This is a genomic window from Pseudomonas sp. TH04, from assembly GCF_016651355.1.
GTDB classification, from domain to species: Bacteria; Pseudomonadota; Gammaproteobacteria; order Pseudomonadales; family Pseudomonadaceae; genus Aquipseudomonas; species Aquipseudomonas fluorescens.
In genome coordinates, this window is sequence record NZ_JAEKEA010000001.1 from 3562500 (window position 1) to 3577835 (window position 15336).

Sequence of the window (15336 nt, forward strand, 5' to 3'; positions counted from 1 at the left end):
AGTCCCTTGCCTTAATAAGCTGCACTGGTGTCATCAAGTAGTCAGTGTACGCAGCAGGTTCTTGTAGTCCTCGCGAATATCCGCGTCGGATTCCTTAAGTTCGTTGATCTTGCGGCACGCGTGCAAGACCGTGGTGTGGTCGCGACCGCCAAACACATCACCGATTTCCGGCAGGCTGTGGTTGGTCAGCTCTTTGGAGAGCGCCATGGCCACCTGACGAGGACGTGCCACCGAGCGCGAGCGGCGCTTGGAAAGCAGGTCAGAAATCTTGATCTTGTAGTACTCAGCCACGGTGCGCTGAATGTTATCCACACTCACCAGCTTGTCTTGCAGTGCCAGCAGGTCTTTCAGGGATTCCCGAATCAACTCGATGGTGATGTCGCGACCCATGAAGTGCGAGTGAGCAATGACCCGCTTGAGCGCACCTTCCAACTCACGCACGTTGGAGCGAATGCGTTGAGCGATAAAGAAAGCAGCATCGTGGGGCAGATCGACTTTCGCCTGGTCGGCCTTTTTCATCAGGATCGCGACGCGGGTTTCCAGCTCCGGCGGCTCTACCGCAACGGTCAGCCCCCAGCCAAAGCGCGACTTCAAACGCTCTTCCAGGCCTTCGATTTCCTTCGGATAACGGTCACTGGTCAAGATGACCTGTTGGCCACCTTCGAGCAACGCGTTAAAGGTGTGGAAAAACTCTTCCTGGGAACGTTCCTTGCGAGCGAAGAATTGAATGTCATCGATCAGCAAGGCATCAACCGAGCGGTAGAAACGCTTGAACTCGTTGATGGCGTTGAGCTGCAACGCCTTGACCATGTCCGCTACGAAGCGCTCCGAGTGCAGGTACACGACCTTGGCATTCGGGTTCTTCTTTAATAGGTGGTTACCCACAGCATGCATCAAGTGCGTCTTACCCAAGCCAACACCACCATAAAGGAACAGCGGGTTGTAACCATGCTTGGGGTTATCGGCCACCTGCCAGGCTGCCGCGCGGGCCAGCTGGTTGGATTTACCTTCGACGAAGTTTTCGAAGGTGAACGTACGGTTCAAGTAACTGGTGTGCTTGAGCGCACCTTCTACCTGGACGGTGCGCTGTTCTGCGCGGACCGGCGCTTGCTGAGAGCTGGCACCGGCCATTGGATCGAAGCTGTCGCGCGACGGCTCTTCATTTATAGGTGCGTTTTTTTGCGACGCTGATTTCGAAGGCGTCTGGGCGACCGGTGCGGGTGAGTTATTAACAGGTGCCACTGCTGCCTGAGCCTGAGAGGCACTCGCGGCCAACGGCGCATTCGGCGCAGCACGCGGTGCAGAGCTGCGTTTGCTGCCTATTAATAAGGAAAGCACAGGCGCAAGGCCATTACCGTGCTCATCGAGCAATTCGAGAACGCGGCTCAGGTACTTCTCATTGACCCAGTCGAGAACAAAACGATTCGGCGCGTAGACACGCAACTCGTCGCCTTCGGCTTCGACCTGTAGCGGACGGATCCAGGTGTTGAATTGCTGGGCAGGCAGCTCTTCGCGCAAAAGCTCCACGCACTGCTGCCAAAGTTCCACTGACACGGATATCCCCTAAGTTGAAAGCCGGTGAGGCAAAAACAGCCGCCATTGTAGCGGTCAGTCGCCTACTTATCCACACGTAGGTTGCTCACAGGGCACCCAAAATCAATGCGTTAAGCGTAAAAAAGCCGACCAGTGGTCTGTGCATAAGCTCTGTGGATAAGCGCACCTAAGCTCGTTGTACAAGTGGGGTCGAAAGTCTGTGGGTAACTGGCCTGTGGATAAAACCCCATTCCACACACAGCTTATCCGACAGCGCAGCACAGGCAGAGCACCGTTTCTCCCCCGTGTTGTCATTCTCTGTACACCACGTGGAATATGGCCTTAAGGAAGTTATCCACAGATGATCGCCACCCTAGCTTTTATAAGCTTTACAGAAAAGCTTTAAATAACTTCCTTCTTTATTTTTATATCTATCGTCCTGCTCATGAAAGCCGAGCGAACAGAAACGCGCTGATAGGCCAGAAGAATCTAATTAAAGGAAAAGCTGGTTGGAAATTGACCTAGAGGCTTGCTTTCTCTAGAATCGCCGGTCTCTTAAAACGGGGGCCATTCCGGCCCGTTGTGGACGAACCAGGTAACAACGCCATGAAACGTACTTTCCAACCAAGCACCATCAAACGCGCCCGTACTCACGGCTTCCGTGCTCGCATGGCTACCAAGAACGGCCGTGCTGTCCTGTCGCGTCGCCGCGCCAAAGGTCGTGCGCGTCTGGCAGTTTGATAATCCGGTACTGGTGGTGAGTCAGGACTTCAGTCGGGAAAAGCGTCTGCTAACCCCCCGGCACTTCAAGGCAGTCTTTGACTCCCCCACCGGCAAGGTTCCGGGGAAAAATCTCCTGCTCCTTGCGCGTAACAACGATCTGGATCACCCCCGTCTCGGGTTGGTGATCGGCAAGAAGAGCGTAAAGCTCTCCGTTGAGCGCAATCGCCTCAAGCGTCTGATGCGCGAATCGTTTCGCCTCCACCAGGACACTCTGGTTGGTTGGGATATTGTTATCGTCGCGCGCAAAGGCTTGGGGGATGTAGAAAACCCCGAATTGATTCAGCATTTCGGCAAGCTCTGGAAACGTTTGGCGCGTACCAACAAGCCAGCACCAGCAGTCAGCACCGAAACTGTAGGGGTAGACAGCACCAATGCGTAAACTGGCCCTCGTTCCGATCCAGTTTTACCGTTATGCCATTAGTCCTCTGATGGCCGACCACTGTCGTTTCTACCCCAGTTGTTCCTGCTACGCGTTAGAGGCCATAGAAAATCATGGTCTTCTGCGCGGTGGCTGGCTGGCCTTTCGTCGTTTAGGCCGCTGTCATCCGTGGAATCCCGGTGGTTTTGACCCGGTTCCACCTATCCCTACCTCCCGTTCTTCTTCGATGGCCGAGTAATCATGGATATTAAACGCACGATCCTGATCGTCGCCCTGGCAATCGTGTCCTATGTCATGGTTCTTAAGTGGAACCAGGACTATGGCCAGGCTGCCCTGCCGACTCAGAATGTTGCTACCAATCAGGCTGCTCCGGCTATTCCGGACACCCCGTTGGGTAACAATGCGTCCGCCAGTGCCGATGTACCCAGCGCGAATGCCGATACCAGCACCCCTGTAGAAACGCCGGTTGTCACTAACAAAGACCTCATCCACGTAAAAACGGATGTGCTCGACCTGGCTATCGACCCTCAAGGTGGTGATATCGCGCAGTTGAAACTGCCGCTGTATCCACGTCGCCAAGACCATCCGGATGTTCCGTTCCAGCTGTTCGATAATGGCGGCGAACGTGTTTATCTGGCCCAAAGTGGCCTGACCGGCACTGACGGTCCGGATGCTCGTGCTACCGGTCGTCCGGTTTATTCGACCGAACAAAAGACTTATCAACTGGCTGATGGCCAGAACCAGTTGAACGTTGACCTGAAATTCAGTCACGACGGCGTCAATTACATCAAGCGTTTCAGCTTCACCCGTGGTTTGTACGACTTGAAGGTCACTTACCTGATCGACAACGAAAGCGCCAAACCGTGGACGGGCAACCTGTTTGCCCAGCTTAAGCGTGACAACAGCGCCGATCCTTCTTCCAGCACTGCCACCGGCACCGCGACTTACCTGGGCGCCGCCCTGTGGACAAGTAGCGAACCGTACAAAAAAGTGTCGATGAAAGACATCGACAAGGGCGCGCTGAAAGAAACAGTCCAAGGTGGATGGGTCGCCTGGTTGCAGCACTACTTCGTGACCGCATGGATCCCGAACAAGGGTGAAGCCAACCTGGTTCAAACCCGCAAAGACAGCCAAGGCAACTACATCATTGGTTTTACTGGCCCGGCGTTGACCGTCGCTCCAGGTGCCAAGGCTGAAACCAGCGCCACGCTGTATGCCGGCCCGAAAAGCCAAGCGGTACTGAAAGAGTTGTCCCCAGGTCTGGAACTGACTGTGGACTACGGCATTCTGTGGTTCATTGCCCAGCCGATCTTCTGGTTGCTGCAACATATCCACAGCATCGTTGGTAACTGGGGCTTCTCGATCATCTTGCTGACCATGCTGATCAAAGGGATCTTCTTCCCTCTGTCGGCAGCCAGCTACAAGTCGATGGCACGTATGCGGGCCGTGGCTCCGAAACTGGCCGCGCTGAAAGAGCAACATGGTGATGACCGGCAGAAAATGTCGCAGGCCATGATGGAGCTGTACAAGAAAGAGAAGATCAACCCGCTGGGTGGATGCTTGCCGATTCTGGTACAGATGCCGGTGTTCCTGTCGCTTTACTGGGTACTCCTGGAAAGCGTCGAAATGCGCCAGGCTCCGTTCATGCTGTGGATAACTGACCTGTCGATCAAAGACCCGTTCTTTATCCTGCCGATCATCATGGGCGCGACCATGTTTATCCAGCAGCGCTTGAACCCGACTCCGCCGGACCCGATGCAAGCCAAGGTAATGAAAATGATGCCAATCATCTTCACCTTCTTCTTCCTGTGGTTCCCTGCTGGTCTGGTGCTGTACTGGGTGGTCAACAACTGCCTGTCGATCTCTCAACAGTGGTACATCACACGTAAAATTGAAGCGGCTACCAAAAAAGCTGCAGCATAATTTACTCTGTGGATAACCACTCAAGACGCCCCCTAGTGGGGCGTTTTGCTTTCCGTCACTTTTGTTCTGGAACCTGCTGATGAGCGCTCCTCGTGAAACCATCGCTGCTGTCGCGACCGCCCAAGGTCGTGGCGGTGTCGGTATCGTTCGAATTTCCGGGCCTCTCGCCAGCGTGGCAGCCCAGGCCATCAGCGGCCGCGAGTTGAAACCCCGGTATGCCCACTACGGCCCATTTCTGGACGCCGATAGCACCGTGCTGGACGAAGGCCTGGCCCTGTATTTTCCTGGCCCAAACTCGTTCACGGGTGAAGATGTACTGGAACTACAAGGGCATGGCGGCCCGGTGGTATTGGATATGTTGCTACAGCGCTGCCTGCAGTTAGGTTGCCGCTTGGCTCGCCCGGGAGAGTTCAGCGAGCGGGCATTCCTCAACGATAAGCTTGACCTGGCCCAGGCCGAAGCGATTGCTGACCTTATCGAGGCCAGTTCTGCGCAAGCGGCGCGCAATGCGTTGCGCTCGCTGCAGGGGGCTTTTTCCCTGCGTGTGCACAACCTCACCGAGCAACTGATCAGCTTGCGCATCTACGTTGAGGCCGCCATTGATTTCCCAGAGGAAGAAATCGACTTCCTTGCCGATGGCCATGTCCTGGCAATGCTGGATAAAGTTCGTGATGAGTTATCCACAGTTTTGCGTGAAGCCGGACAGGGTGCATTGCTGCGCGACGGCATGACGGTAGTGATTGCCGGTCGTCCGAATGCAGGCAAGTCCAGCCTGCTGAATGCCCTGGCAGGTCGTGAAGCCGCCATCGTGACCGAGATTGCAGGCACCACCCGGGATATCTTGCGTGAACATATCCACATCGATGGCATGCCGCTGCACGTGGTTGATACCGCCGGCTTGCGCAATACCGATGACCAGGTCGAAAAGATCGGCGTGGAACGCGCGCTCAAGGCGATCGGCGAAGCGGATCGGGTGCTGCTGGTGGTGGATGCCACAGCACCTGAGGCCGTGGACCCGTTTGCCTTGTGGCCGGAGTTCCTTGAGCAGCGACCAGATCCCGCCAAAGTGACCTTGATCCGCAACAAGGCGGACCTGACCGGCGAAGCCATCGCCATGGAAACCAGCGAAGATGGCCACGTTACCATCAGCCTGAGTGCCAAGTCGGCCGGTGACGGCCTGGAGTTGTTACGCGACCATCTCAAGGCGTGCATGGGCTATGAGCAGACCTCGGAAAGCAGCTTCAGTGCACGCCGCAGGCACCTGGAGGCACTGCGTCATGCCAGCGCGGCGTTGGAGCACGGTCGGGCTCAGCTGACGTTGGCGGGCGCAGGGGAGCTGCTGGCTGAGGATTTACGTCAGGCACAACAGCTGCTGGGCGAAATAACCGGCGCATTCAGCTCCGATGACCTTCTGGGAAGGATCTTTTCCAGCTTCTGCATCGGTAAATAACCCTTCGTTGTCCACAGACAGGCCATTCGTGCCTGTCTGTTTCGCCCGCTTCAGGGCATCTCATTCCATCTTTTGATTCACCACTGTGCCTATGGCGGCTTTTGTGTGCGCGCTATTGGGTCACGTGGGCCAATTTCTGTGGATTAAGCCCTGTGAATAACCGCCCTTGTGCCCAGTTGATAACAGGGCTTGAAACCTGAGTAAAAACCCCTCTGTGGATAACAACCTGTTTAATCCACAGGCTTAAAGCACTTATCCAAGGGCCTCATTGGCACATGACCACAGACTTTTGAATCGCTGTACACATTGTAAATAAAGGCCTGTAGAGATCTATCCACAGAAAGTAGGCTCAGTAGAAATAAACATAAAAACAAAGATCTTATAAATTTCTTCTCTTTTAATTTCTATTGTCTGTGATTCATCCACAGCTGGTTAAATTTTGTGCAAAGGGTTCTTTAGGAAGGGCTAAGTCCCTATACTTGCCGCCAAAGCTCTAAAACTCTTTCAACAATCAATTCCTGATTACCTACATAAGCAGGCACGAGGTGCGTGGTGGATTTCCCTTCCCGTTTTGAAGTGATCGTCATCGGCGGCGGTCATGCCGGTACCGAGGCAGCACTGGCCTCAGCACGCATGGGCGTCAAAACCCTGTTGCTGACGCACAACGTGGAAACCCTCGGAGCCATGAGTTGCAACCCCGCCATTGGTGGCATCGGCAAAAGCCATCTGGTCAAAGAAATTGACGCCCTGGGCGGTGTCATGGCCATGGCTACCGACAAGGGTGGTATTCAATTTCGCGTGCTCAACAGCCGCAAAGGCCCGGCCGTTCGTGCGACTCGGGCGCAGGCTGATCGCATCCTGTACAAGGCGGCGGTTCGCGAAACCCTGGAAAACCAACCGAACCTGTGGATATTTCAACAAGCCGCGGATGACCTGATCGTCGAACAGGACCAGGTACGCGGTGTTGTCACCCAAATGGGCCTGCGTTTCTTCGCTGAATCCGTGGTGTTGACCACCGGTACATTCCTCGGCGGACTTATCCACATCGGTATGCAGAACTATTCCGGTGGTCGCGCTGGCGATCCGCCGTCGATTGCCTTGGCAAAACGCCTGCGTGAATTGCCGCTGCGTGTCGGTCGCCTGAAAACCGGGACCCCGCCGCGTATCGATGGGCGCTCTGTGGATTTTTCGGTAATGACCGAACAAGCCGGCGATACGCCGATTCCGGTGATGTCGTTCATGGGCTCCAAGGAACAGCACCCGAAACAGGTCAGTTGCTGGATTACCCACACCAACGCCCGTACCCACGAAATCATTGCCGCGAACCTTGATCGTTCGCCGATGTATTCCGGGGTGATTGAAGGCATTGGCCCGCGTTATTGCCCGTCGATCGAAGACAAGATCCACCGCTTTGCCGACAAGGAAAGTCATCAGGTCTTCATCGAGCCCGAAGGCTTGACCACTCACGAGCTATACCCGAACGGGATTTCCACGTCCCTGCCCTTCGACGTGCAGATCCAGATCGTGCAGTCGATTCGCGGCATGGAAAACGCACACATCGTGCGCCCGGGCTACGCCATCGAATACGACTACTTCGACCCGCGTGACCTGAAGTACAGCCTGGAAACCAAAGTGATCGGCGGCTTGTTCTTCGCCGGGCAAATCAACGGCACGACAGGTTACGAAGAAGCCGGCGCCCAAGGTTTGCTGGCCGGGACCAACGCAGCGCTGCGTGCGCAAGGCAAAGACAGCTGGTGCCCGCGTCGCGATGAGGCGTACATCGGCGTATTGGTCGACGACCTGATTACCCTGGGGACCCAGGAACCGTATCGGATGTTTACGTCCCGGGCGGAATACCGCCTGATCCTGCGCGAAGACAACGCTGACCTGCGCTTGACCGAAAAAGGTCGCGAGCTGGGCTTGGTCGACGACGCCCGCTGGGCCGCCTTCTGCAAAAAACGCGAAAGCATCACGCTGGAAGAGCAACGCCTGAAAAGTACCTGGGTTCGCCCGGGCACCCAGCAAGGCGACGCGATCGCCGAAAAATTCGGCACGCCGCTGACCCACGAATACAATTTGCTCAACCTGCTGTCCCGTCCGGAAATCGACTACGCTGGTCTGGTCGAAGTGACAGGCGAAGGTGCCGAAGACCCACAAGTGGCCGAGCAGGTTGAAATCAAGACCAAATACGCCGGTTACATTGACCGCCAGCAGGACGAGATCGCTCGCTTGCGCGCCAGTGAAAACACCAAGCTGCCTGTGGATATCGACTACACCGGGATTTCCGGTTTGTCGAAAGAAATTCAAAGCAAGCTGGGGATAACTCGGCCGGAGACATTGGGTCAGGCGTCACGTATTCCCGGCGTCACCCCGGCAGCGATTTCGCTGTTGATGATTCATTTGAAAAAACGCGGCGCGGGCCGTCAGTTGGAGCAAAGCGCTTGAGTTCGTTGGTCACCTCGCAACACGCCGAAGAGTTATCCACAGGGGCACGCCAGTTGGGTGTTGACCTGACTGCTGCCCAGCACGAATTACTGCTGGGCTACCTGGCCCTGTTGATCAAATGGAACAAGGCTTACAACCTGACTGCGGTGCGCAATCCTGACGAAATGGTTTCCCGTCATTTGCTCGACAGCCTGAGCGTGATGCCGTTTATCGAAAACGGCCGCTGGCTCGATGTTGGCAGTGGCGGTGGCATGCCAGGTATTCCCCTGGCCATCCTGTTTCCGGACTCGCAAGTGACGTGCCTGGACAGCAACGGCAAGAAAACCCGCTTCCTGACCCAGGTCAAACTCGAGCTCAAGTTGGATAACCTACAAGTTATCCACAGTCGGGTCGAAGAATTCACGCCTGAACAGCCTTTCAACGGAATTGTTTCCCGGGCGTTCAGCAGCATGGAGAACTTCAGTAACTGGACTCGCCACTTGGGCGACCGCGACACTCGCTGGCTGGCAATGAAGGGCGTTCATCCAAGCGACGAGCTGTTAGCATTGCCGGCAGACTTCCACCTCGATAGCGAACACGCCTTGGCCGTACCCGGTTGCCAAGGCCAACGCCATCTGCTGATACTGCGCCGCACGGCATGATTGGGAACACAAGCAAGAATGGCTAAGGTATTCGCGATAGCGAACCAGAAAGGTGGCGTGGGCAAAACCACCACCTGCATCAACCTCGCAGCATCCCTGGTTGCTACCAAGCGCCGGGTGCTGTTGATCGATCTCGATCCACAGGGCAACGCCACCATGGGTAGCGGTGTGGATAAACACGGCCTGGAAAACTCGGTCTACGACTTGCTGATCGGCGAGTGCGACCTGGCCCAGGCCATGCACTACTCCGAACACGGCGGTTATCAACTGCTGCCGGCCAACCGCGATTTGACGGCGGCGGAAGTGGTGTTGCTGGAAATGCAGATGAAAGAAAGCCGTCTGCGCAGCGCCTTGGCGCCGATCCGCGAGAACTACGACTACATTTTGATCGACTGCCCGCCTTCACTGTCGATGCTGACGCTGAACGCATTGGTGGCGGCCGATGGGGTCATTATCCCCATGCAGTGCGAGTACTACGCACTCGAAGGGTTGAGCGACCTTGTGGATAACATTAAGCGAATCGCTGAACTGCTCAACCCGAACCTGCAGATCGAAGGCCTGTTGCGCACGATGTTCGATCCGCGCCTGAGCCTGATGAACGATGTGTCGGCGCAGCTCAAGGAACACTTTGGCGATCAGCTTTACGACACCGTGATCCCACGTAACATCCGCCTGGCCGAAGCGCCAAGCTATGGCATGCCCGCGCTGGCGTACGACAAATCATCGCGTGGTGCCATTGCCTATCTGGCACTGGCCGGCGAGATGGTTCGCCGTCAACGCCGCAACTCACGCACCGCTGCTGCCCAGCCAACTTAAGGAATTCCCATGGCCGTCAAGAAACGAGGTCTCGGACGTGGACTGGATGCACTGCTGAGTGGTCCTACCGTCACTTCGCTTGAAGAACAAGCGGTGCAGGCCGACGAGCGCGAGCTGCAACACCTGCCGCTGGACCTGATCCAGCGTGGTAAATACCAGCCACGCCGCGACATGGACCCGCAGGCGTTGGAAGAGCTGGCCAATTCGATCAAGGCCCAGGGCGTAATGCAGCCGATCGTGGTGCGCCCGATCGGTGGCGGCCGCTTCGAAATCATTGCCGGCGAACGCCGCTGGCGTGCCAGCCAGCAGGCCGGTAAGGACACCATCCCGGCGATGGTGCGCGATGTGCCGGACGAAACCGCCATCGCCATGGCATTGATCGAGAACATCCAGCGTGAAGACCTCAACCCGATCGAAGAAGCGATCGCGTTGCAGCGCCTGCAGCAGGAATTCCAGCTGACCCAGCAACAAGTGGCCGATGCGGTGGGTAAATCCCGCGTGACGGTGTCCAACTTGCTGCGTTTGATCGCGCTGCCCGAAGTGATCAAGACCATGTTGTCCCATGGCGACCTGGAAATGGGTCATGCACGTGCTTTGCTCGGTTTGCCGGAAAATCAACAGGTTGAAGGGGCGCGACACGTTGTCGCACGGGGGCTCACCGTTCGTCAGACCGAGGCCTTGGTTCGGCAGTGGCTGAGCGGCAAACCTGCACCGGTCGAAACCGCCAAACCTGATCCGGATATCGCGCGTCTCGAGCAGCGCCTGGCCGAGCGCCTAGGCTCTGCGGTGCAAATTCGCCATGGCAAGAAAGGCAAAGGGCAATTGGTGATCGGATATAACTCGCTTGATGAGCTTCAAGGCGTCCTTGCCCACATCCGCTGAAACATTTGCTTATGTAGCGCGCGATCGGAAAACACTACCCGACAGTTGAATAGGGGCAGAACCGCCCCTATACTCTGCGCGCATTTTGTCGGCACAAATTATGCCAAGTTATTGATTTCCGGCAGCCGACCATTGAGGAGCGAGAGTGATGGAAACCCGCACGCCAAACACGTTGCCGTTCCATCGCTTGGCCGTTTTCCCGGTTTTATTGGCTCAATTTGTCGTTTTGCTGATCGCCGCATTGGCGCTTTGGTATTGGCATGGAGTCGTAGCCGGGTATTCAGGACTCTGCGGAGGCCTGATAGCCTTGCTGCCCAATATGTATTTTGCTCACAGGGCCTTTCGGTTTTCCGGCGCCCGAGCAGCCCAGTCCATCGTCCGGTCTTTTTATGCTGGCGAGGCAGGGAAATTGATTTTGACGGCAGTGCTGTTTGCACTGACCTTTGCAGGTGTGAAGCCATTGGCGCCGCTGGCTGTATTCGGCGTCTTCGTGTTGACCCAACTGGTCAGCTGGTTCGCTCCCCTGCTAATGAAAACAAGACTTTCGAAACCTTAGGGCGTTTGAGGCAACCATGGCAGAAACAACCGCTTCGGGCTATATCCAGCACCACTTGCAGAACCTGACCTTCGGTCAGCTTCCCAACGGCGGCTGGGGCTTCGCCCACACCGCAGCAGAAGCCAAAGAAATGGGCTTCTGGGCATTCCACCTGGATACTCTGGGTTGGTCTGTCGCATTGGGTCTGATCTTCGTCCTGATTTTCCGCATGGCGGCAAAGAAGGCGACTTCCGGTCAGCCAGGTGCTTTGCAGAACTTCGTTGAAGTATTGGTCGAATTCGTCGATGGCAGCGTGAAAGACAGCTTCCATGGCCGTAGCCCGGTGATTGCACCGCTGGCACTGACCATCTTCGTCTGGGTGTTCCTGATGAACGCCGTCGACCTGATTCCGGTCGACTGGATTCCTCAGCTGGCCATCCTGATCACCGGCGATCACCACATTCCATTCCGTGCGGTTTCCACCACGGACCCTAACGCCACCCTGGGCATGGCCCTGTCGGTGTTTGCGTTGATCATTTTCTACAGCATCAAGGTCAAGGGCATCGGCGGCTTCATCGGCGAACTGACCCTGCACCCGTTCGGCAGCAAGAACATCTTCGTTCAAGCCCTGCTGATCCCGGTGAACTTCCTGCTGGAGTTCGTGACCCTGGTCGCCAAGCCGATTTCCCTGGCCCTGCGACTGTTCGGCAACATGTACGCCGGCGAGCTGGTATTCATTCTGATCGCTGTGATGTTCGGCAGTGGTCTGCTCTGGCTTAGCGGCCTGGGCATCGTTCTGCAGTGGGCGTGGGCTGTGTTCCACATCCTGATCATCACCCTGCAGGCGTTCATCTTCATGATGCTGACCATCGTCTACCTGTCGATGGCGCACGAAGAGAACCATTAAGACCAGTCTCGACTAGTCTGATGTCCTTCCCGGTAACACGGGAAGGTGGCCCACCAGGGCTATGAAACGATTTGTTTTACCGCTTTAAAATCTAAAAAACCTAAACCATACGACGTAAAAGTCGGGAGGAAAGATGGAAACTGTAGTTGGTCTAACCGCTATCGCTGTTGCACTGTTGATCGGCCTGGGCGCCCTGGGTACTGCCATTGGTTTCGGCCTGCTGGGCGGCAAATTCCTGGAAGGCGCAGCGCGTCAGCCAGAAATGGTCCCAATGCTGCAAGTTAAAATGTTCATCGTCGCCGGCCTGCTCGACGCCGTGACCATGATCGGCGTTGGTATCGCTCTGTTCTTCACCTTCGCGAACCCTTTCGTTGGTCAACTCGCTGGCTAATCACTCGAATTTTTCGAGTTGATTGGGGTGATGGACAACGAATGAGCGAGGTGTTGGCGTGAACATTAATGCAACCCTGATTGGCCAATCCGTTGCGTTCTTCATTTTTGTAGTGTTTTGCATGAAGTTCGTGTGGCCTCCGGTCATCGCGGCTTTGCACGAACGTCAGAAGAAGATCGCGGATGGTTTGGACGCTGCCACCCGTGCAGCTCGCGACCTGGAGTTGGCCCAAGAGAAAGCGGGTCATCAACTGCGCGAAGCTAAAGCACAGGCAGCTGAAATCATTGAGCAAGCCAAGAAACGCGGTAACCAGATCGTCGAAGAGGCTGTTGATAAAGCCCGCGTCGAAGCTGACCGTGTGAAGGCTTCGGCTCATGCCGAGATCGAACAGGAACTGAACGGCGTCAAAGACGCGCTGCGTGCCCAACTGGGTGCTCTGGCGGTCGGCGGTGCTGAGAAGATCCTCGGTGCCACAATCGATCAAAACGCGCACGCGGAGCTGGTTAACAAACTGGCTGCTGAAATTTAAGCGAGGGCGATCATGGCAGAACTGACCACGTTGGCCCGACCTTACGCTAAGGCAGCCTTCGAGCACGCCCAGGCCCACCAGCAGCTGGCCTCTTGGTCAGCCATGCTCGGCCTGGCTGCAGCAGTGTCGCAAGACGACACCATGCAGCGCGTGCTCAAGGCCCCGCGCCTGACGAGCGCAGACAAGGCCGCCACTTTTATTGAAGTGTGCGGCGACAAGTTTGATGTGAAGGTGCAGAACTTCATCCACGTCGTTGCCGAAAACGACCGTCTCCCGCTTTTGCCGGAGATTGCCGCTCTGTTCGACCTGTACAAGGCCGAAGCAGAGAAATCGGTAGACGTTGAAGTGACCAGTGCTTTCGCATTGAACCAAGAACAGCAAGACAAACTCGCCAAGGTTCTCAGTGCACGACTCAATCGGGAAGTGCGCCTGCAAGCTACGGAGGACGCATCCCTGATTGGTGGTGTCGTTATCCGCGCCGGCGACCTGGTTATCGATGGCTCGATTCGCGGCAAAATCGCGAAACTTGCCGAAGCATTGAAATCTTGAGTTTGAAGGGGCAGCAGAGCAATGCAGCAACTCAATCCTTCCGAAATAAGTGAAATTATCAAGGGCCGCATCGACAAGCTCGATGTGACCTCCCAAGCCCGTAACGAAGGCACTGTCGTCAGCGTATCTGACGGCATCGTGCGGATTCACGGTCTGGCCGACGTAATGTACGGCGAGATGATCGAGTTTCCGGGCGGCGTCTACGGTATGGCCCTCAACCTGGAGCAAGACTCCGTAGGTGCCGTTGTATTGGGCGCGTACACCAGTCTGGCTGAAGGCATGAGCGCCAAGTGCACTGGCCGCATCCTGGAGGTTCCGGTTGGTAAGGAACTGCTGGGTCGCGTAGTCGACGCACTGGGTAACCCTGTTGACGGTAAAGGTCCACTGGGCAACACCGAGACCGACGCGGTCGAGAAAGTTGCTCCAGGCGTGATCTGGCGTAAGTCGGTAGACCAGCCTGTACAGACTGGCTACAAGGCTGTCGATGCCATGATCCCAGTCGGCCGTGGCCAGCGTGAGCTGATCATCGGTGACCGTCAGATCGGTAAAACCGCTCTGGCGATCGACGCGATCATCAACCAGAAGAACAGCGGCATTTTCTGCGTCTACGTAGCTATTGGTCAGAAGCAATCGACCATCGCCAACGTGGTTCGCAAGCTGGAAGAAAACGGCGCCCTGGCCAATACGATCATCGTGGCTGCCAGTGCTTCGGAATCTCCTGCGCTGCAATTCCTGGCACCGTACTCCGGTTGCACCATGGGTGAATTCTTCCGCGACCGCGGTGAAGACGCGCTGATCGTTTATGACGATCTGTCCAAGCAAGCAGTGGCTTACCGCCAGATTTCCCTGCTGCTGCGCCGTCCACCAGGCCGTGAAGCTTACCCAGGCGACGTGTTCTATCTCCACTCCCGTCTGCTGGAGCGCGCATCCCGCGTTTCGGAAGAATACGTAGAGAAGTTCACCAACGGCGCAGTGACCGGCAAAACCGGTTCCCTGACCGCATTGCCGATCATCGAAACCCAGGCTGGCGACGTTTCCGCGTTCGTTCCGACCAACGTGATTTCCATCACCGACGGTCAGATCTTCCTGGAATCGGCCATGTTCAACTCCGGGATCCGTCCTGCTGTGAACGCCGGTGTTTCGGTATCCCGTGTGGGTGGTGCCGCTCAGACCAAGATCATCAAGAAGCTCTCCGGTGGTATCCGTACCGCTCTGGCTCAGTACCGTGAACTGGCGGCATTCGCCCAATTCGCGTCTGACCTGGACGAAGCGACCCGTAAGCAACTTGAGCATGGTCAGCGCGTTACCGAGCTGATGAAGCAGAAGCAATACGCCCCAATGTCGATCGCTGACATGGCGTTGTCGCTGTATGCCGCTGAGCGTGGGTTCCTGACCGACGTTGAAATCACCAAGATCGGCAGCTTCGAACAAGCGCTGATTGCTTACTTCAACCGCGATCACGCCGAATTGATGGCGAAGATCAACGTGAAGGGTGACTTCAATGACGATATCGACGCTGGCATGAAAGCCGGTATCGAGAAGTTCAAGGCCACCCAAACCTGGTAAGCCGCAG

Annotated in this window: 16 protein-coding genes; 15 read left to right on the top strand and 1 reads right to left on the bottom strand. The window is 56.2% G+C overall.

Going from position 1 to position 15336, the window contains the following annotated elements:
- Window positions 1-33 precede the first annotated feature (33 nt).
- Window positions 34-1554 carry a chromosomal replication initiator protein DnaA gene (gene dnaA / locus JFT85_RS15895; protein WP_053258801.1) on the bottom strand — a complete coding sequence of 507 codons (1521 nt, stop codon included), beginning with the start codon at window positions 1552-1554 and terminating at the stop codon, window positions 34-36.
- A gap of 585 nt (window positions 1555-2139) precedes the next feature.
- On the opposite strand from dnaA, the gene rpmH reads away from it, so the two are divergent.
- From rpmH to atpA, 15 genes are all read left to right on the top strand, one after another.
- Window positions 2140-2274, top strand: a complete 135-nt coding sequence (gene rpmH / locus JFT85_RS15900; RefSeq protein ID WP_003213577.1) for a 50S ribosomal protein L34 — start codon at window positions 2140-2142, stop codon at window positions 2272-2274.
- Window positions 2275-2290: 16 nt separating this feature from the next.
- Window positions 2291-2695 carry a ribonuclease P protein component gene (rnpA, locus tag JFT85_RS15905; protein ID WP_026013533.1) on the top strand — a complete coding sequence of 135 codons (405 nt, stop codon included), beginning with the start codon at window positions 2291-2293 and terminating at the stop codon, window positions 2693-2695.
- Window positions 2688-2933 (top strand): membrane protein insertion efficiency factor YidD, encoded by a 246-nt coding sequence (gene yidD / locus JFT85_RS15910; RefSeq protein WP_073636650.1) that lies wholly within the window; start codon window positions 2688-2690, stop codon window positions 2931-2933. Before rnpA ends, yidD begins: the two co-directional genes overlap by 8 nt.
- A gap of 2 nt (window positions 2934-2935) precedes the next feature.
- Window positions 2936-4618 carry a membrane protein insertase YidC gene (gene yidC, locus JFT85_RS15915; protein ID WP_053258800.1) on the top strand — a complete coding sequence of 561 codons (1683 nt, stop codon included), beginning with the start codon at window positions 2936-2938 and terminating at the stop codon, window positions 4616-4618.
- Window positions 4619-4697: 79 nt separating this feature from the next.
- Window positions 4698-6068: a tRNA uridine-5-carboxymethylaminomethyl(34) synthesis GTPase MnmE gene (mnmE, locus tag JFT85_RS15920; protein ID WP_053258799.1), complete on the top strand. Its 1371-nt coding sequence runs from the start codon at window positions 4698-4700 to the stop codon at window positions 6066-6068.
- A 552-nt stretch (window positions 6069-6620) separates the two neighbouring features.
- Window positions 6621-8513 (top strand): tRNA uridine-5-carboxymethylaminomethyl(34) synthesis enzyme MnmG, encoded by a 1893-nt coding sequence (gene mnmG / locus JFT85_RS15925; RefSeq protein ID WP_053258822.1) that lies wholly within the window; start codon window positions 6621-6623, stop codon window positions 8511-8513.
- On the top strand, window positions 8510-9154 hold the full coding sequence (gene rsmG, locus JFT85_RS15930) for a 16S rRNA (guanine(527)-N(7))-methyltransferase RsmG (protein WP_053258798.1): 645 nt from the start codon (window positions 8510-8512) through the stop codon (window positions 9152-9154). Before mnmG ends, rsmG begins: the two co-directional genes overlap by 4 nt.
- An 18-nt stretch (window positions 9155-9172) precedes the next feature.
- Window positions 9173-9970 carry a ParA family protein gene (locus JFT85_RS15935; RefSeq protein WP_016978715.1) on the top strand — a complete coding sequence of 266 codons (798 nt, stop codon included), beginning with the start codon at window positions 9173-9175 and terminating at the stop codon, window positions 9968-9970.
- A 9-nt stretch (window positions 9971-9979) separates the two neighbouring features.
- The gene (locus JFT85_RS15940) at window positions 9980-10852 is read left to right on the top strand and encodes a ParB/RepB/Spo0J family partition protein (protein ID WP_053258797.1); all 873 of its coding nucleotides are present in this window, start codon (window positions 9980-9982) and stop codon (window positions 10850-10852) included.
- Between the two features lie 148 nt (window positions 10853-11000).
- The gene (locus JFT85_RS15945) at window positions 11001-11408 is read left to right on the top strand and encodes a F0F1 ATP synthase subunit I (RefSeq protein WP_053258796.1); all 408 of its coding nucleotides are present in this window, start codon (window positions 11001-11003) and stop codon (window positions 11406-11408) included.
- Between the two features lie 16 nt (window positions 11409-11424).
- Window positions 11425-12294 (top strand): F0F1 ATP synthase subunit A, encoded by an 870-nt coding sequence (atpB, locus tag JFT85_RS15950; protein ID WP_053258795.1) that lies wholly within the window; start codon window positions 11425-11427, stop codon window positions 12292-12294.
- Window positions 12295-12427: 133 nt separating this feature from the next.
- Window positions 12428-12685: a F0F1 ATP synthase subunit C gene (gene atpE / locus JFT85_RS15955; RefSeq protein ID WP_002555987.1), complete on the top strand. Its 258-nt coding sequence runs from the start codon at window positions 12428-12430 to the stop codon at window positions 12683-12685.
- A 58-nt stretch (window positions 12686-12743) separates the two neighbouring features.
- A complete protein-coding gene (locus tag JFT85_RS15960) occupies window positions 12744-13214 on the top strand; it encodes a F0F1 ATP synthase subunit B (RefSeq protein ID WP_016970692.1) in 471 nt (156 codons plus the stop codon).
- Between the two features lie 12 nt (window positions 13215-13226).
- Complete coding sequence (locus JFT85_RS15965; protein ID WP_053258794.1) at window positions 13227-13763, top strand: F0F1 ATP synthase subunit delta; 537 nt, start codon at window positions 13227-13229, stop codon at window positions 13761-13763.
- Window positions 13764-13784: 21 nt separating this feature from the next.
- Entirely contained in the window at window positions 13785-15329 is a 1545-nt protein-coding gene (gene atpA, locus JFT85_RS15970; protein ID WP_053258793.1) for a F0F1 ATP synthase subunit alpha, read from the top strand.
- Window positions 15330-15336 lie beyond the last annotated feature (7 nt).